Source organism: Enterocloster bolteae, assembly GCF_002234575.2.
Lineage (GTDB): Bacteria > Bacillota > Clostridia > Lachnospirales > Lachnospiraceae > Enterocloster > Enterocloster bolteae.
Genome location: NZ_CP022464.2, coordinates 4,088,723 through 4,105,926 on the forward strand (window position 1 = coordinate 4,088,723; position 17,204 = coordinate 4,105,926).

At 48.6% G+C, this 17,204-nt stretch carries 18 protein-coding genes and 1 other annotated feature; of the genes, 5 read left to right on the forward strand and 13 right to left on the reverse strand.

Annotated features, from left to right (window positions below; genetic code table 11):
* From CGC65_RS19055 to CGC65_RS19065, 3 genes are all read right to left on the reverse strand, one after another.
* Positions 1-1,149 carry a Gfo/Idh/MocA family protein gene (locus CGC65_RS19055; protein ID WP_002564982.1) on the reverse strand — a complete coding sequence of 383 codons (1,149 nt, stop codon included), beginning with the start codon at positions 1,147-1,149 and terminating at the stop codon, positions 1-3.
* Between the two features lie 51 nt (positions 1,150-1,200).
* Positions 1,201-2,367, reverse strand: a complete 1,167-nt coding sequence (locus CGC65_RS19060) for a carbohydrate kinase family protein (protein WP_002564983.1) — start codon at positions 2,365-2,367, stop codon at positions 1,201-1,203.
* Between the two features lie 96 nt (positions 2,368-2,463).
* On the reverse strand, positions 2,464-3,498 hold the full coding sequence (locus CGC65_RS19065; RefSeq protein WP_002564984.1) for a TIM barrel protein: 1,035 nt from the start codon (positions 3,496-3,498) through the stop codon (positions 2,464-2,466).
* A gap of 167 nt (positions 3,499-3,665) precedes the next feature.
* On the opposite strand from CGC65_RS19065, the gene CGC65_RS19070 reads away from it, so the two are divergent.
* Complete coding sequence (locus CGC65_RS19070) at positions 3,666-4,616, forward strand: AraC family transcriptional regulator (RefSeq protein WP_002564985.1); 951 nt, start codon at positions 3,666-3,668, stop codon at positions 4,614-4,616.
* Between the two features lie 5 nt (positions 4,617-4,621).
* On the opposite strand, the gene CGC65_RS19075 is transcribed toward CGC65_RS19070, so the two are convergent.
* Positions 4,622-5,674 carry an immunoglobulin-like domain-containing protein gene (locus tag CGC65_RS19075; RefSeq protein WP_002564986.1) on the reverse strand — a complete coding sequence of 351 codons (1,053 nt, stop codon included), beginning with the start codon at positions 5,672-5,674 and terminating at the stop codon, positions 4,622-4,624.
* Between the two features lie 221 nt (positions 5,675-5,895).
* On the opposite strand from CGC65_RS19075, the gene CGC65_RS19080 reads away from it, so the two are divergent.
* Positions 5,896-6,456 carry a YdeI/OmpD-associated family protein gene (locus tag CGC65_RS19080; protein ID WP_002564987.1) on the forward strand — a complete coding sequence of 187 codons (561 nt, stop codon included), beginning with the start codon at positions 5,896-5,898 and terminating at the stop codon, positions 6,454-6,456.
* Between the two features lie 23 nt (positions 6,457-6,479).
* On the opposite strand, the gene tyrS is transcribed toward CGC65_RS19080, so the two are convergent.
* Both tyrS and CGC65_RS19090 read right to left on the reverse strand, forming a co-directional pair.
* The gene (gene tyrS, locus CGC65_RS19085; RefSeq protein WP_002564988.1) at positions 6,480-7,706 is read right to left on the reverse strand and encodes a tyrosine--tRNA ligase; all 1,227 of its coding nucleotides are present in this window, start codon (positions 7,704-7,706) and stop codon (positions 6,480-6,482) included.
* Between the two features lie 47 nt (positions 7,707-7,753).
* Positions 7,754-7,989 (reverse strand) — a binding site (T-box leader).
* 50 nt (positions 7,990-8,039) lie between these two features.
* Positions 8,040-8,681, reverse strand: a complete 642-nt coding sequence (locus CGC65_RS19090) for a TetR family transcriptional regulator (RefSeq protein WP_002572680.1) — start codon at positions 8,679-8,681, stop codon at positions 8,040-8,042.
* Positions 8,682-8,913: 232 nt separating this feature from the next.
* On the opposite strand from CGC65_RS19090, the gene CGC65_RS19095 reads away from it, so the two are divergent.
* A complete protein-coding gene (locus CGC65_RS19095) occupies positions 8,914-9,756 on the forward strand; it encodes a DegV family protein (RefSeq protein ID WP_002564990.1) in 843 nt (280 codons plus the stop codon).
* A gap of 111 nt (positions 9,757-9,867) precedes the next feature.
* Here the strand turns inward: CGC65_RS19095 and CGC65_RS32115 are convergent, their stop codons facing one another.
* From CGC65_RS32115 to CGC65_RS19120, 5 genes are all read right to left on the reverse strand, one after another.
* On the reverse strand, positions 9,868-10,002 hold the full coding sequence (locus tag CGC65_RS32115) for a hypothetical protein (RefSeq protein WP_002564991.1): 135 nt from the start codon (positions 10,000-10,002) through the stop codon (positions 9,868-9,870).
* 32 nt (positions 10,003-10,034) lie between these two features.
* Complete coding sequence (locus tag CGC65_RS19100) at positions 10,035-10,859, reverse strand: TrmH family RNA methyltransferase (protein ID WP_002564992.1); 825 nt, start codon at positions 10,857-10,859, stop codon at positions 10,035-10,037.
* A 199-nt stretch (positions 10,860-11,058) separates the two neighbouring features.
* On the reverse strand, positions 11,059-11,562 hold the full coding sequence (locus tag CGC65_RS19110; protein ID WP_002564993.1) for a hypothetical protein: 504 nt from the start codon (positions 11,560-11,562) through the stop codon (positions 11,059-11,061).
* A gap of 12 nt (positions 11,563-11,574) precedes the next feature.
* Complete coding sequence (locus CGC65_RS19115) at positions 11,575-11,937, reverse strand: hypothetical protein (RefSeq protein ID WP_227124405.1); 363 nt, start codon at positions 11,935-11,937, stop codon at positions 11,575-11,577.
* 206 nt (positions 11,938-12,143) lie between these two features.
* Complete coding sequence (locus CGC65_RS19120) at positions 12,144-13,058, reverse strand: tyrosine-type recombinase/integrase (RefSeq protein WP_334291986.1); 915 nt, start codon at positions 13,056-13,058, stop codon at positions 12,144-12,146.
* Positions 13,059-13,540: 482 nt separating this feature from the next.
* On the opposite strand from CGC65_RS19120, the gene CGC65_RS19125 reads away from it, so the two are divergent.
* On the forward strand, positions 13,541-13,921 hold the full coding sequence (locus CGC65_RS19125; RefSeq protein WP_002564996.1) for a sporulation initiation factor Spo0A C-terminal domain-containing protein: 381 nt from the start codon (positions 13,541-13,543) through the stop codon (positions 13,919-13,921).
* A 151-nt stretch (positions 13,922-14,072) separates the two neighbouring features.
* Here the strand turns inward: CGC65_RS19125 and CGC65_RS19130 are convergent, their stop codons facing one another.
* Entirely contained in the window at positions 14,073-15,041 is a 969-nt protein-coding gene (locus tag CGC65_RS19130; RefSeq protein WP_002564997.1) for a helix-turn-helix transcriptional regulator, read from the reverse strand.
* 399 nt (positions 15,042-15,440) lie between these two features.
* Here CGC65_RS19130 and CGC65_RS19135 point away from each other — a divergent pair, with 399 nt between their 5' ends.
* On the forward strand, positions 15,441-15,644 hold the full coding sequence (locus CGC65_RS19135) for a cold-shock protein (RefSeq protein ID WP_002564998.1): 204 nt from the start codon (positions 15,441-15,443) through the stop codon (positions 15,642-15,644).
* Positions 15,645-15,856: 212 nt separating this feature from the next.
* Here the strand turns inward: CGC65_RS19135 and CGC65_RS19140 are convergent, their stop codons facing one another.
* Positions 15,857-17,191 (reverse strand): D-serine ammonia-lyase, encoded by a 1,335-nt coding sequence (locus tag CGC65_RS19140; RefSeq protein ID WP_002564999.1) that lies wholly within the window; start codon positions 17,189-17,191, stop codon positions 15,857-15,859.
* Positions 17,192-17,204: the final 13 nt, after the last annotated feature.

A 17,204-nucleotide genomic window follows, 5' to 3' on the forward strand; every position in this document is an offset into this window, starting at 1 on the left:
TCATTTCCTCCTAAACTCCACCCACGTATTCCCGTTCTGATTGCTTTCCAGACAGGCTTCCACAAACGCCAGCCCCTCAGCGCCCTGGCTCACCGTGGGATAATCCACCATTTCCGCTGTAAACGTTCCATCCTTTTTTGCGCTTACGCATTGTGCAAAGCTGCGGTAGAGATTGCCCATGGCCTCAAACCAGCCTTCGGGATGTCCGGCCGGAATCCTTGCGTATTTACCTGCCCTTTCCCCGATGGCGCCGTATCCGCGGTGTATTTCCCGGATGGTATTGTCTGCGTCAATAACCGTAATCTTATCAGGCGTTTCCTGGAACCATTGGATGGTGCCTTTACTGCCGTAGATACGGATTCTCAGGCTGTTGTCATGGCCCACCGCCACCTGCGACGTCCAGTATATTCCGGTGGCGCCGTTGTCATATTCCACCAGAATGCTGTCGTTGTCATCCAGTACCCGCCCGGGCACAATGACATCCATCTTAGCCAGAAGGCGCTTAATCTTAAGCCCGGTCATGGCAGCCACCGCGTTCTCCACATGGGTGCCTAAGTCTCCCAGACAGTTCACTCCGCCTGACTGACCGGGGTCGCAGCGCCACTCTCCCTGTTTTCCCCCGAAATCGTCCTCAAAGGCAAGCCAGCCCTGGGGATATTCCGCCATGACCGTGCGTACCTCTCCGATGGCGCCGGAGGCCACCAGCTCCCTGGCATATTTTGCAGTCACATAACCCATGTAGGTATAGGTAACCATAAACAGAAGTCCCTTATCCTCTGCCAGGGCTTCCAGCTCCTTTGCCTGCCGGTACGTTGTTGTCACTGGCTTATCGCATACCACATGGATTCCCGCCTCCAAAAAGGCCCGGCAGATTTCATAATGGGACTGGTTGGGGGTGACCACTGTCACAAAGTCAATGCCGTCCTCACGTTCCCCCTCAGCCCTGGCCATTGTCTGGTAATCCTCATAACACCGGTCCGGGGAAATGCCAAGGCTTTCCGCCATCTGCAATGATTTCTCACGGTTTCTTGAAAATACCCCTGCCGCGATGGCTGCTGTTCCATCCAGCCCGATTGCCCGGCGGTGGGCATCGCCGATAAACCCATCCGGACCCCCGCCTACCATTGCGTATGTCAGTCTCTTTGCCATCTTTTTTCTCCTTTCATGGTTGGTTCTGCTGCTTTTTTACACTCCGCCCTGTCACGGTCTGTATTCCCGTTTGCTCCATCCCTTCCTGATTCTCTCTTTCATTTCCTCCAGGGACCGTAATCCGCTGAGGGCGTCATAAGCAGCCACACAGCATGCCCCTTCTGCTGCTGCCATCTCCACTGCCTCCTTTAAATCAGCTTCTCCGAGAACAGAGGCCAGGAAGGCGGCTATGCTGGTATCCCCCGCGCCTGTGGCGGATACCACTGTATCCGGTTCAAAGCTCGGCTCAAAGCCCTCTTTGCCCTTCCAGGCTTCCATGGAAAGATTCAGCTGCCTGCACATGTCCTCTATGCCGTTTTTGCATGCCGTGCGGTAATAGATGCCTAAAGCGCCGCATTTAATCAGGACAACCCTGGCCCCCATGTCCAGGGCCATCTGACCCAGAGGCTTTACATCCCGGACCCGGATCACCTCTGTGACGTCCCTTCCATCCGCCCGTTTGGTCCACTCCCGGTAACGCTCCCCATCCAGCATGAAGCACAGCTCCTCGGCGCTTGGCACAAAGAAATCCACATAGGGCAATATATTTCCCAAAATCCCTTTCCAGTCCGCTCCGGCTGCTTTTGAGGCCGGGTCAATGGCGGCCATGTCTAAGGATATGGCGGTTCCCCCCTCTTTTATCTGCCTGAACATCCGGGCCATCTCTTCCCCCTGGTTCCGGTACATGTTTTGCATCAGGGTGGGATATCCGAAATGGAACAGGTCCGCCTCTTTGATCGCCTCAAAATCCAGATCGCTGCCCGAAAAATTCACATTGGCGCCCGGATCATGAAGGAAAACACGGTCAATTCCCGGAATAGCCAGGACAACGGAATAAGAAGTCTTTTCCTGGTCCGCCAAAATCATATCCTCAGCCGCCCCGTATTTCTCCAGGCAGTTAAGGATAAGGGTTCCCAGTTCATCCTTTCCTATCTTACCCATCAGACGGACATCCACTCCCAGGTGCTTCATGGCCAGGCCTGTATTGGCCACTGCCCCGCCGGGATGGATATTCACCCCCTCCATCTGTACCAGCTGTCCGGGCGCCAGTATCCTTCCTGCCTCTCCTGTGCTCCCTTTCGGGAACAGGGGAGTGATGTCAATGCATATATGTCCTGCCGCCACCGCCCTTTTGCCTTTTGCTGCTCTCTTGTTTTGCGCTGCCCTCTCATCAGCCACCACAACACCCCCTTTCACGGGTTTATGCCTTTGGCCTTTCCAGTTGGCCTTCCCGTTTTACCTTCCTATCCGCTGTTACCATCCTTCACATTCACATCAGACAAGGCCCATCAGGAGATTCATCACATACATTTCCAGCCCCTCAAAGTCTCTGTTCCTCACACATTCCTTCTGGAACTCATAGTCAAACCGGTCCGCCTTTTCTTCCAGTGCCTTAAATATGTTCAGGCTGTTCTCCAGATGCTTATAGCTGTCCTGATCCCTGGTGGTCCTCATGGCTTTTACATCCAGGCCCACATACTCCCCGTTTTCACCGTAGCCATTCTCCTTCAGCACCTTTACCTGGTTAAAGGCAGCCCTCAGGTTTTCCACACCAAAGGCTTTATCCTGGTCATACTTGATACCGTTCTGGTCATTGAGATGGACGGTCATCAGTTTTCCCATTGCCATTGCAAACCCGATTTCATGGGCAGGGTCAAGGCCGGCCAGGATGGCATGGGCGCTCTCCAGATTACCGCCCACCCGTCCCGGGTCAATGGTGGCTGCCGACACTGCCAGCACATGGCCCATGGTCCCGCAGATGCTTCTGTCAATGGGCTCGTTTGGCTTGGGCTCAATGCAAATAAGGATATCAGAATCATATTCCAGCATTTTATTGATGGCCTGAATCAGCATCTTCGTGGCCCATACAGGGGATTTGGACTCCGCGCAGAGGGTGCCCTCCCTTGCCAGCCACAGCACCACCATATTACAGCCCAGCTCCTTTGCAATGTCAATGGAGCGGTAAGCCCTCCACATGGCGTATTCCCTGTCCTCCTCTGAGGTGCTCATAAATCCGCCGTCCGCGGTCCGCCCGTCCATCCAGAGCCTGGGAGCCACAAACTCAGCAGCCAGTCCGTATTTATCCAGCATCTTTTTAAGGGTTCTGGCCTTTTCCTTTATCTCTTCCTCCGTATAATCATTGATGTTGGGCACCGCATCGTCATCGTGGAACTGGATGGCGGAAAACCCCAGCTCAGCGAATGTTCTGATTTTCTCCTCAAAGGCAATTTCATCTCTGGTCGCGGGTCCGTAGGAGTCCGCTCCTGAATGCACATTCCACGGTCCCACGGAAAACTTGAATTTTGTCATATCCTTACCCTCCTGATTCATCGGTTATCTGTATCTCATACCTATACTATATCAAGTTCCCGGCCTCAAATCCCAAACAAATTTACGGTTCAAACCATGACAAATTTGCTTTTTACTTTACAAGCCCGCCCCTGGGGACGTATACTGTCAGAAAGGGAGGAGATACCATGAACCAGGAGTTTGAAATCATATCCCACAGCCAGATGAACTTTAAGCTTTTTCTTGTAAATATGCTTTACCGCACCCCCCATATCCATAAGGATTTTGAGCTCTGCCTTCTTCTGGACGGCAGTCTCTTTCTTCAGGCCCAAAATGAAACCCACAGCCTGGAAACCGGGGATTTCTTTGTTGTGAATCCATTTCAAAGCCATGAGCTGAAAGCTGATTCCCCTGCCCTCTTAGTTTCATTACAGGTACACCCATCCTTTTTTTCTTCTTACTACCCGCGGATTGCCAATCTGGAATTTACCTCCCTGATTCTTCAAAGGGACGGGACGGATGTCTGCAAAAAACTGTATGACATGATGATAGAGCTTGCCTGCCTTTACCTGAAAAAAGCTGACAAATTTGAATTAAAATGTGTCGGACTTTTAAATCTGCTCTTTGCCGGCCTGCTGGACACCCTGCCCAACAGGCTTCTGTCCGACAAGGAAAAAAACGCCTCCCAGAGCAAGGCTTCACGCATGCGCAAAATCACCCACTATATCGACGAACATTATTCAGAAAAACTTCTCCTGTCGGACATTGCCCGCAAAGAAGATTTGAGCCTTACCTACCTATCCCACTTTTTTAAGGATTACCTGGGACTTCCCTTTCAGGAATACCTGGCCAAAATCCGATGCGAAAAAGCCCGCCAGCTTTTATTGCTGACGGACTTCCCATTGTTAGACATCTGCATGTCCTGCGGTTTTTCTGATTCCAAATATTTTAACAGCGGCTTCAGGCGGCAGTATGGATGCTCCCCCAAGGAATACCGACGGAATTTCCGGCACGATGAACTGAAGCAGCAGCAAAAATCCATGCTCACCACCCAGGAGTTCCTGTCTGCGTCCTCCAGCATCGTGCTTTTAGAACGCTGCCTTCTTCCCCAGCCAGCAGGCCCCGCAGCGTGTTCCTGATAAAATCACGGTATGACATGCTCTGCGGACAATTCCTTGATGACAAGACGGTATGTTCCTGACGGAAGTTCCCCGTACATTGTCAGATGATTGATCATGCTCTGTTTGCCTCCGTCCGGTATATAAAACCCCATGCAGTTAAATCCCCAGTTGCCCGGCATGGCCGGAATCTCATACCACACGCCGTCAATCAGAACCTGCAGCTCATAAAATTCACCGCAGCTCCATTCCCCTCCGCTCTCATTGTTAATGGTCACTGCCGCTATATCATTATCCCAGGAATCCAGCGTCATGGTAATTCCCCTGGGAGGATTTAAAGGAGCTGCCGGAACCAGGAACCGGGTATTCCACTGTTCTTTTTCCTGTGTAAATACCCGCGCACACGGAAAGTTTGTAAAAGAGGGCAGCTCTCCTGCACTCTCCCACTCCTTCCTCTGCTTCAGAGCTTCAAAATCATAATCGAATTGATACACAGACCCATCCTGGGCAATCCACCTGCCGTTGGTCCACGCCGCAAACAGGCTCAGTCCATCCTCCCGGCCAATCTCAATTCCGTAAACAGGCAGGGAGGCATCCTTGGCCGACCAGTCCTCCGCCGGCTCTGCCTTTACGGAACTTAAGTCATCCAGTATCTCCCTCTCCTTTTCGCTGTCAAACATATAGTAAAGGCGCACAGAGGTTCCGTCGTATATGAACAGAGTCATGGCGCTGGTTTCAGGCGATGCCTTAGCCAGGAGACCGGAAGAATCCAGCTTCGCAGGCTCTGCTTCACCCTTTAGAACAGGCACTTCCTGCACGTTGAGAGCAGCCTGTTCTGATTCGGCCTGTGTCTCCGTCGGACTCTGTTTTTTTGTTCTTTCTTTTTCATTCTTTTCCGTATCTGCCGTACCTGCCTCAGCTTTTTCAGTACTGTCTGCCGGTGCCTTCCTGTCTCCCGATGAGACTCCGGCCTTTTCTGCCGGCACTGGGGCATCTCCCATCATCTTACCGCAGGCCCCAACAGCCACCATAACTGAAATCAAAACTGCCGCAATGGTCATCACTTTTCTGCGTTCCATTAATATCTCCTTCTGCCGTCACACTCAGAACCGTCAATCGTTTTGAATATTATAACAGACAACCCCATAAAAACAAAGTATATATCACCAGATTACAGCGGTTTTTCCTCGGTTCCAGTCTGCCCGCTCTGATATCTTCCCACAGGTCCTATTCTTTTTCCCTGACCCATGTTATAATTTAAGCACCTGAATTCACCCCAATACAGAACGGAGAATGTATTATGAACGAGCCCCTTCACTTTAAGACACGTGACGAGTTCCGCATTTGGCTGATAAATCACTGCATGTCCGGCGGCGGCATATGGCTGAAGTTTGAAAAGTCAAAGAATACAGCGTTTAAGGCCGGCGACGCCCTGGAAGAGGCACTGTGCTTTGGATGGATTGACGGAGTGATGAAACGGATTGACGATGAATCCTATATCAAATATTTTTCTGCCCGCAGAAAGGACAGCAAATGGTCTGAAAAAAATAAAGCTCTGGCAGAAGACCTGGAAAAACGCGGCCTGATGACTGATTTTGGAAGAGAGAAAATACAGGAGGCCAGGAAGAACGGTCAATGGGACAAGCCTTCCGGACCGCCTGCTGTCACAGCAGAACAAATCGGGACCGTGGCCGGCCTTTTAAAAGAACATGAGCCGGCCTATACTAATTTTCAGAAAATGCCTCCATCCGTCCAAAAAACCTATACCAGGGCATACTATGATGCCAGGACAGACGACGGACGCGCCAGACGCTTTGCATGGATGGTTGAACGGCTGGAGAAAAATCTGAAACCTATGTGACGGCTTATACGGCAGTCATTTTACTATTTCAGCCCTGCTTTTCTAAACACCTTTTTGCCCTTTTGAATGATGATTCCGTCCATCAGCATGTTCCGGGTCACGGTAAAGTCTATGGATTCCACCCTTTTCTGGCTGACCTGGATGCCGCCCTGTGTGATCAGCCTTCTGGCCTCGCTTTTTGAGGCCGCCAGTCTGCACAGCACCAGGAGATCCATGATATTGATGCTGCCCTGGACAAGTTTTTCCTCCCCAACCTCTGTAAACGGCATGTTGTCATCATCCATGGCCCCGGTAAACAGGGAAACGGAGGTCTCCTTTGCCCTGCGTGCCTCTTCTTCCCCGTGGACCAGAGCAGTCAGGTCATAGGCCAGGATTTCCTTTGCCCTGTTTAGCTGTGCTCCCTCCCATCCGTCCATGGCATCAATCTCTTCCACCGGAATAAAGGTCAGCATACGGATGCATTTCATCACATCCGCGTCCGCGATATTCCTCCAGTACTGGTAAAACTCAAAGGGAGATGTCTTCTCCGGATCCAGCCATACAGCGCCTCTTGCAGTCTTACCCATCTTGTTTCCTTCTGAGTTCATGAGAAGGGTAATGGTCATGGCATACGCGTCCTTTCCCAGCTTCCTCCGAATCAGCTCCGTTCCTCCCAGCATATTAGACCACTGGTCGTCCCCTCCAAACTGCATGTTGCAGCCAAGTTCCTTGTACAGATGGTAAAAATCATAGGACTGCATAATCATGTAATTGAATTCCAGGAATGACAGTCCTTTTTCCATTCTCTGCTTATAGCATTCCGCCCGAAGCATATTGTTTACGGAAAAACAGGCTCCCACGTCCCGGAGCAGTTCAATGTAATTCAGATTCAGCAGCCAGTCCGCATTATTTACAACAATGGCTCCATTCTCCCCGTCAAAATCAATGAACCGTTCCATCTGCCTCTTGAAGCATTCACAGTTGCGGCGAATCACATCCGGCCCCATCATGGAGCGCATGTCGGTGCGGCCCGACGGATCGCCGATGTATCCGGTGCCCCCGCCCAACAGGACCACGGGGCGGTTTCCCGCCATCTGCAGTCTTTTCATCAGACACAGTGCCATAAAATGCCCCACATGCAGGGAATCCGCCGTGGGGTCAAAGCCAATATAGAACTTAGCCTTTCCCGCATTTACAAGCTCTCTTATCTCTGCCTCATCCGTCACCTGCGCAATCAGTCCCCGCGCTTCCAATTCTTCATAAATTCCCATGTCTTCCTCCTTTTAGACAAAAAAATAAGCCCCTGCAGCAGCTTGCTGCAGAGGGCAGGTTATGCGGTACCACCTCTGTACTTGAATGTCCTTCACAGAACATTCCTCATCGAGTGTCTGTCAACACTCTCACGCTGTATCGGGCGTTCCCGTCAAACCCTACTAAAACCTTCAGGCTGCTGCTCCGGAGCGTATTCATACAGTCTTTCCTGCGTCCTTCCACCAACCGGGCGCTCTCTGTAAGAAAAGCCTCTGTACTACTGTTCTCCTTCATGGCATTCTTTATTACATGTGCAGTATAGCAGGGGACGCGTCAAAAGGGAAGTCACAGATTTACACATGTGTGACAGGAGACATCTGATATTTTTTAATCTCTTCCGGCAGGGTTTCACAAATCAGCCGCGCCATCTTCTCAGCCGGAAGATCTATATTGCCAAGCATCCACTGAATCACCATGTCGCTTCCGCCGCGCACAGCTATTTCAATGGAAAACCACATAATCTCAGACCGGATGTCGGCTCCCCTTTGCTTTAGGAATGTCTCATAAATCCTTCTGGTAATCTCGATATCATGATTCTTCAGGCCATTGATATCACGGCTCTCATATGCATGTTTCAGGACACTGCGCTTTTGCCGGTAAATCTTCAGGCACTGGGTCAGCGCTTCCTCCAGACCGGCGCCCAACACAATGCTGCCAAAGCTCTCTTCGTAAAATTCATCGTAATACCAGTTTACCAGTTCGTACTTATCACAGAAATGACGGTAAAAGGTCCTTCTTGATACGCCTGCCATCTTTACAATTTCACTTACCGGGATATCATCCAGGCTTTTTCTGCTCAACAGATATTCTATGGATTCTGACAATTTTTTCCTGCTGTCTGCTATCTCATCCAACGCAACTCTTACCCTTCTTGTACTGTTTTTGCACCTCTTGTGCTGATACATGCTGATATTATATCCTTTCCCGCCGTTCATGGCAATATCCAGACTAATATACGGCGCTGCATTCTTTCAGGCGGAAATCAGATTACAGAAAGGGACCTGCTGGACATGCTTAAAGAAACGCTGCTTCGGACTTCCATGAAACAGTGCGGCTCCGCTTACAGTTTTAGTAAACAGGAGATATATTCATTTTCATGTTGACACAGCCATTGTGTTATGAGATACTTTTATATATAGTATCGAATACTACATATGGAGGTGTTGTATGAAAACAGCGATTTTAATTGATTCTGGCTGCGATGTATCCCATGAGTTAATCCAGAGATTTCACATGAAGGTAATGCACCTTCATATCATTTATCCGGAACGAGATTATGTTGACGGGGTGGATATTCTGCCTGAGACCATTTATCAGCGTTTTCCGGGAGAAATTCCCGCCACTTCAACCCCCAGTCCCCAGGATGTGAAAGATATGGCTGAAGAAATAAAGGCTGAGGGCTATACCCATGTGCTGGCATTCTGTATTTCCAGTGGATTAAGCGGTACATATAATACGGTGGGAAGCATTCTGGGGGATGAAAAGGAGCTGACTTCCTTTGTGCTGGACACCAGGAGTATTTCCTTTGGAGCCGGTATACTGGCCGTATGGGCAGCGATGCAGCTGGAAGAAGGCAGAAGTTTTGATGAGCTGAAAGAAATGCTTCCCAAAAAGGTGGGGGATTCCAAGGTTTTCTATTATATGGATACACTGACCTACCTGCGAAAGGGAGGCCGAATTGGTCTGGTCACCTCCGTGGTAGGCAGCATTCTAAACATAAAACCCATTATCTCCTGCAATGAGGACGGAGTATACTATACTGCCGCTAAGATACGCGGAGCCAGGCAGGGACTATCCCGGCTGCTGACAGAAGCCAGGTCCTTTGCAGGCGGCCGCCCCTGCCTGACCGCCCTGTTAAACGGTCAGGGGCAGGATGCATCCGATGAACTGAGACCCCGGCTGATTGCCGGTATCCCGGAAGGACGCCTGATTATGGAAAAGGCCATCACCGCGTCCCTGGCTGTACACACCGGTCCCGGACTGGTGGGAATCGGTGTGCTTCGCCTGTAGCAGGCACAAATATATTCACACTTGCCGCATATGAAACATCCTGCGGCATTCTTTTTGCCATGCCTTCTGAACCACGGAACTTCCTGCAAAATATCCGTTTCTCTTTCCTCTCTAACTTACCTCCGTTCTGGCCTCAAACCCGAATTCAGCTCCTGCCTCCCGTAAATTCCCCTCCAGTTCCAATCCGCGCATAAGCGTTCCGTTTACTGCTAAAAGAATATATTTTTCCTGTGTATTATCAGCCATATTTTCCGCCTCCTCCGCATCTTATCAATCTCTTACCTGCGTCCAAGCTGCCAGAAAGCAACGGCGCTTGCCGCAGCGACATTTAACGAATCAACGCCGTGAGACATGGGAATGCGGACCGTATAATCACAGCCCGCAATGGTTCCTGCCGCCAGCCCATCCCCTTCTGTCCCCAGGATAATAGCCAGTTTTTCCTCTGACATCAAACCGGAATCATCAATACTGACAGAGTCATCGTTTAATGCCATGGCAGCTGTCGCAAATCCCAGCTCCCGCAAAAATCCCACCCCCTCCTGAGGCCAGGACAGCCGGCTGTCCAGAAAGGTCCATGGAATCTGGAAAACGGTTCCCATGCTCACCCGTACGGCGCGGCGGTAGAGAGGATTGCTGCAGGCGGATGTCAGCAGAACTCCGTCCATATTCAGGGCTGCTGCTGAGCGGAATATAGCTCCTACATTGGTGGGATTCATGACATTTTCCAGCACAGCAATCCGGCGCGCCCCTTCGCAGATTTCCTCAGGCCCGGGCAGGGGCGGCCGGTACATTGCACAGAGCATGCCCCGTGTCAGGTGAAACCCGGTAAGCTGTGTCAATACATCAAATTCCGCCGCATACACTGGGATTTCACCGCAGCGCTGTATTATTTCCCGTGCCTGGCTTTCCACATGCTTCTTTTCCATCAGCATGGATATGGGAACGCATCCCGCGTCCAGAGCGCGCTCTATCACCTTGGGGCTTTCAGCAATAAAAACGCCCTTGTCCGGTTCATGACGGTTTAAAAGCTGCCCCTCTGTAAGCCGGGCGTAAATATCCAGCTCCGGGGCCGCAAAATCTGTTATTTCAATTATATTTGGCATATGGTATCTCCTGGTCTTCTTTCGCTGTTTCCTGTTTTCCTGTTTAATTCCATTACCTGGAATAGGGCCTTATTGCCCTGATGATTATTAATTATAGTATATAAAGCCCTGAGAATCCATGGTTTTATGAAAAGTCCGGCCTGGACCGGCAGCTGATTAAAATAGAAAAAGAGCTGGGGCAACAGCTCTTGAAATTGCTTTAGCACATTTTCTCAAAAAACTCGTACATCAAACGCATAAGCTCCACACCGCTCCTGAATCCCACATCCCCATATTTAGAGCGGAATATCCCCTGTATCCCTGCGTCCTGACGGCCCACAACCCGGACAGAGACCGCGGGATAAACCGGAAATTCCCTTAAAACCTCCCGCTCAAAACCATACTCCTTCTTTATTTTCCCTCTCAAATCCACAAAGGGAACCGTTACTGCATCTTTATTCCGTTTACCGGTCAGACTCCGGGGGACTCTCCCTCTCATGGGGGCACCCACTGCATCCATTATATCTTCCATAATGAAGATCATCTGGTCAAGCCCCTGGAAGTATAATAATTTTTCCACATGGAATGATTTTACATACCCTCTGGCAATCCCTTCTGAAAATGACTGGAGGCCAATCAGAAATGTATATGTATATTCCGGATAACGCCCTCCGTCACGGGCAATTTCATCCTCCATGATTATAAATTTTTCTATTTCTCCCATGGCCCTCTCCTATTAAATTTTATCCTGCCTGTCTGTCCTGCAATTCATATCTGTCCTGTAATTCATGCCTGGCCGGTCTTTCGTATCCGTCCAGCGATGCAGGATTGTTCCGATTGCCTCATCCTCAGTGGATGCCTTCTGTCCTGTCAGATAGATACACGCCTCCTTCCATTCTTCCTGTGTAAAGTCATCTCTGTTACGCAGGATGAATTCCCTCAGCCACCGTTCTTCCACGTGCATGAATCGTAAATCTGACATATACTCACATTTTGCCTTCAAGGCCAGATACTCTAACAAGGAACAACTCACCATCTCTGTATCTCCTTCCTTAAGCAGCACCAATCCGGTGATGCATGTGAATTCCGGCGTTTTCATGTGGATTACCCCAGAATAATCATTCTGTGGTACTTTCTCCGCCTGGGCGTGTATCAAAAAGAATCCGCTAAGGATTTTATAGGAAACTCAGAGGAACAATCAAGCAAATTTGACACACCAAGAAACCGGCAAGTATTTTTTTCCTTCCCGGTCTTGTTTGCTTTGAGGAAAAATAATATATGTATATTGACGCAGTCCGCCTTTTATTATAAAATACAAGAAGATTGTAATTTTGGTTTGCAGAAATGCCGGCATGATACCACAGAATGATTATTCTGTGGTATTTTAATGTCCTTTGCAATTCCCATACGGTTCATCACCTTCTCATAATGTTTCAGGCTGGATGCCACGTAAATCCGCGTTGTCTCTATGGAGGTATGTCCCAGAATGTCTGCCAGATGTGCCAGATTTTTCTCGATGGCATAGAAGCTCTTTGCAAACAGATGACGGAAATTATGAGGAAATACCTTTGACTGGTCCACCCTCGCCTCCCGGCATATTTTCTTCATGGAATGGCATATATTACTTCTGTCCAGACATTTTCCGCTCTTTGTCCTGAATATACATCCGCTTTTTATATCTGCATCCCTTATATACTCCTTAAGCTGTCTGACCAGATTTCTTGGAAAAATAATGACCCTGTATTTTCCCTTCATATTTATTTCAGCATTTCCCTGATAAACAGCCTCCACAGTCACATATGGCAGTTCACTGATTCGTATGCCTGTCCCGTACAAAACCAGCATGAGGAAATATAACTGGGTCTTTCCTGTACGGCTGGCTGTCTCCAACAGCCGTCTGCAGTCCTGTTCTGTCAGATCCCGTTTCTCATCCATATAGATTCTTTTCTGGACCTTCAGGAATTTCACTTTATGGGCCTCCAATCCCATACACTTTAAATATGCGTTTATGGCTGAAAGTTTTCCGTTCACGGTCCGGGCCCTGCATCGACGGCTGAGATGCCCCCGGTACTGTATCAGCAACTCTTTGCTGATACATTCCTGTCCCATAAAATCAAGCATCTCTCTCACATCATGAAGATACTTGTTTATGGTTGATTTTGATTTTTCCTCGTCACACAAATACGATTCAAATTTCATCAGCAGCATTTCCATTTCCATTTCCATAAAACCCTCCATTTCAGCCCTGTTAACAAGTTGTCATTGATGTCATATAGGATACAGAATATCCTTTTTTAGTTTTTATATTGTAAATCATATTTATACATCCAAAAACCGGGGGGGTATTTTTTATGGAATGAGGCCCATCGTTAAAATTCCGCTGTCCTGACTCAGATGGTACGATTACGGCCAGAGAGGAAAACATAACAAAAACAGCTGCTTACCTGCGTATCTAACGGCCCGCACTGTCAAAGCAGCTAAAGGATATAGCACTGGAAGGGATGCTGCCCTGAAAACGGACAGAAGACATTCTGGAAATAGCGGATAAAACAACGGATGAATTCAAGTCACTGAGGATAGTACTGCCAGGATATTCGCATTTTTCGACTTATTTATATCAATTTTGTCGTCCAATCTCCCTTGTCAAACCACGCCTCTGCGTATAACGTAACATTGGTAACAAAAACCAAGGAGGGATTAACATGAACCACGAAAAAGAAATCAGTAACCTGCTTCGGCGCCTCGGTGTAAACAACTCCTATGTAGGGTTTCGTTACACAATCTACGGCGTCATCCGGACCGTCCATGACCCCACTTTGCTCGCTTATATATCCAAGGGGTTATATGTGGATATAGCGGTCCATTACCAGACCTCAATCGGCTGTGTGGAGCGGAATATACGCACTCTTATCAATACGATTTGGTTACATGGGGACAGAAAACTGCTAAATGAAATCTTTGATTTTGAACTTAGCCAGAAACCCCGCAACGGGGCATTTATAGACGCGCTGGTAAATTATATAGTGATGAGAGGCATCAGTGAAGAAATTACAGACTCTGCCTGTCAGCAGCAGGCAACATAACCCTCCCGCACCGCTAAAAGGCCGTACAGCCTCCCCTGCCGGCAAACTCTGTACCGGCCGGGATGGCCTCCGGGCATTACTCACGGCCACAGCAGGCTCACGGCAGCCGGCATATACTCCTTTTTCTGCCAGGATTATACCGGGTACCTGCTCATACCCTCCGTACAGGTCTGATATATTTAAAATACTGTTCGGGATTATAATAAAAATACATGAGCCGGCCGGGAGAAGTATCCAGGCAATAGCCTGTATCAGCATAATCAAACGCTGCCATTGCATTTTCTATTCTTTCCTCCACACTCCGGTTTTCCTGTTCATAATCAAATGGCCCGTGTTCAAAAACAATATACTCGGCTTCAGGAATGTCATCCATAAGCATCTGCGGCGGAACCGCTCCTTTGTATTCAGGAGGAAGCCGTACTCCCCAGCATTCAGAGCGCAGTATTCCCCAGTCACATAGTCTGCCATCCGGATCATTCATATAGGCCATGATTTGACCGCTTCCACAGTTGACCTCGCTTCCTCCGCCATCGTCCAGTTTTCCCTTGATGCTGTCCAGCAAGCCGCAGACCGTCTCATAGTCCTGCCCTGGAATAAGATTCTGCTTCTGCCAAAAATCCCAATATCCGTTGCTCTCACGGTTTTTAATATACAAAAATTTGTGAGCGGGTATAGTAACAAAATAAATTTTAACTCCATCTGCTGATTGAATCATACCGATTTCTCCTAATCCTAAAAAGTAGCGGTCAAAAGCACTTATCTTTGTACGGAGAACCACGGGTTTAGGATTTTTCCGATATTCGCTGGGCGTCACACCGTATGTTTCCTTAAAAGCCCTGGTAAAAGCCTCATGTGATGAAAAGCCATAATCAAAAGCAACCTCCAAAAGATTCTTCTGGCTGTCCCTGACTTCTTTTAATGCAAAGGCCAATTTCCTGAGCTGCAGGTAATTCCTGAATTGTATGCCTGATATTTCTTTAAATTTCCTCGACGTATAATATTCAGAATATCCCAGTCTGCAGGAAAGGGCACGCAATGACAAGGCTTCGTCATTATAACATTTAATACACCGGTCAATTTCATCAACAATTATCTGAATCTGCTTTTTCCACTCATACATCCGTCTGTTTACCTCGTTTCAACCACTCTGCGATTCATTATACAAAAAAAATGGGGCTGATACTTGATTTTACTTGCTGTATGGCGCCATCTTCCCTTCCCAATTATAATACGTCTCCCGCTGATTATTCACAAGCCTAAATAAATGATAAACAGGGGAATATATAAAATTGCGGAGCCATATAATGGAAGAACAGTTAAAACATTCTGCCATGACTGACAAAAATAATAAAATTTCCCCTTGACAATATTCTAAAAGCAAGGTATACTCAAGAAGTATTTTTTATAAGATTTTGATTTCACATGTTTTTGTAAGTCATTATTCCTATGATGGTTTACAAAAATATGTGATTTTTTTATTTTATTTAAAATCACAATAAAATATTAGGAGGTATCTTTCATGAACAAAGGTACAGTAAAATGGTTTAACTCACAAAAAGGATTTGGTTTTATTACGAATGAAGAAAACGGCGAGGACATTTTTGTTCACTTTTCCGGTATTGCTACAGATGGCTTTAAGTCATTAGAAGACGGACAGTCCGTAACCTTTGACATAACCAATGGCAACCGCGGCTTACAGGCTGTAAATGTCTGCGCTGCATAATATTCAAGATATAAATGGGACATATCACAATATGCCGCCGTACCATACCTGGCGGGGAGAAATCCCCGCCATATCCAGTTAAAGTTCCCCTGCCGTGCTACAGCAAGACAGGGGCTTTTGTATATCAAAAAGGACACCTGGGTCACATCGCCTGCTTATCCATCTAAAAAACAGCGGATTTTGCCGCCATAGCAGAATCCGCTGTTTTTTCTTTAGAGGCTGGCAGATTGTGTCCGGATATTCAAATACTCCGCCACCATCTCCGGAGGCACCATGTTGCCGCCTGTCGCCCAGGCTATATGGACAGCCTGCCCCATACAGCCGCTGAGACCCTTTTCCCTGATATAATTATCCATTTCATCTGCATGAAGGAACGCGGCAAAGGAGGCGCATGCAGAAGGTTCTATGAATATATCCTCTGTTTTCACAAGCGCGCGCATCAGTTCATACAGCTTTCCATCCTCGATTGTGCAGATTCCTGCAAGCCGCTTCTCAATCACCTTTCCCACAAACGCAGACGGCCTTCCGACGGCCAGCCCGTCCGCATCTGTCTTTCCACTGATTCCAAAATCTCCAACACAGACCTTATCATGCTCTCCTGTGGCCATTCCTATCAGCATACAGCAGGCCTGGGTCGGTTCCATGAAAAAGCAGTGAACGCAGTCGCCGTAAATCTCTTTCAGACCATAGGCCACCCCGCCCGGCGCTCCGCCAATCCCGCAGGGCAAATATACAAATAGCGGATGTTGTCTGTCCACCTGGATTCCCTGTTCCTCCAGCTGGTGTTTCAGCCGTTGTCCTGCAACCGCATATCCAAGAAACAGATTGACAGAATTCTCGTCATCCACAAAATAACTCATAGGGTCCTGGTCGGAACTCTTTCTTCCTTCCTCCACAGCCGCACAGTAGTCGGACTCATATTCGATAACTGTAACCCCCTTGCTTCTCAGCAAATCCTTCTTCCACTGTTTGGCATCCGCCGACATGTGTACCGTCACCTGGAATCCCAGTTTGGCGCTCATGATGCCGATGCTGAGCCCCAGGTTACCGGTGGATCCCACCTGAACCTTATACCGGCCAAAGAACTCTCTCATTTCACTGGTGTTCAGTTTCCGGTAATCCTCATTTTCGTTGAGAAGCCCTGCCTCAAAGGCCAGGTCCTCCGCATGTTTCAGCACCTCATAGATACCTCCCCTGGCCTTTACAGAACCGGATATGGGGAGATGGCTGTCCATTTTAAGGAACAGTTTTCCGGTTATACCGGCCCCCCACTCCTGGTTCAGTTCCTGTCTCATGGCCCTGATTTCCCGCAGCTCCGATTCTATTATGCCATTCCGGGCAGCCGTCTCAGGAAAAACCTCGGCCAGATAAGGCGCAAAACGTTCCAGCCGCCTTGCCGCATCCTGTATCTGCTCCTTCGATACTGCTTTTTCTCCCTGCCCGCTCTCCGGGCACTCCCTGCTGTTCACCCAGAACACTTCTTTTCCGGCGGCAGCTTCCGCCAATACCGGTATCTGTTTCATATATGCTTCTATTCTTGAATCCATAATATCCATTCCT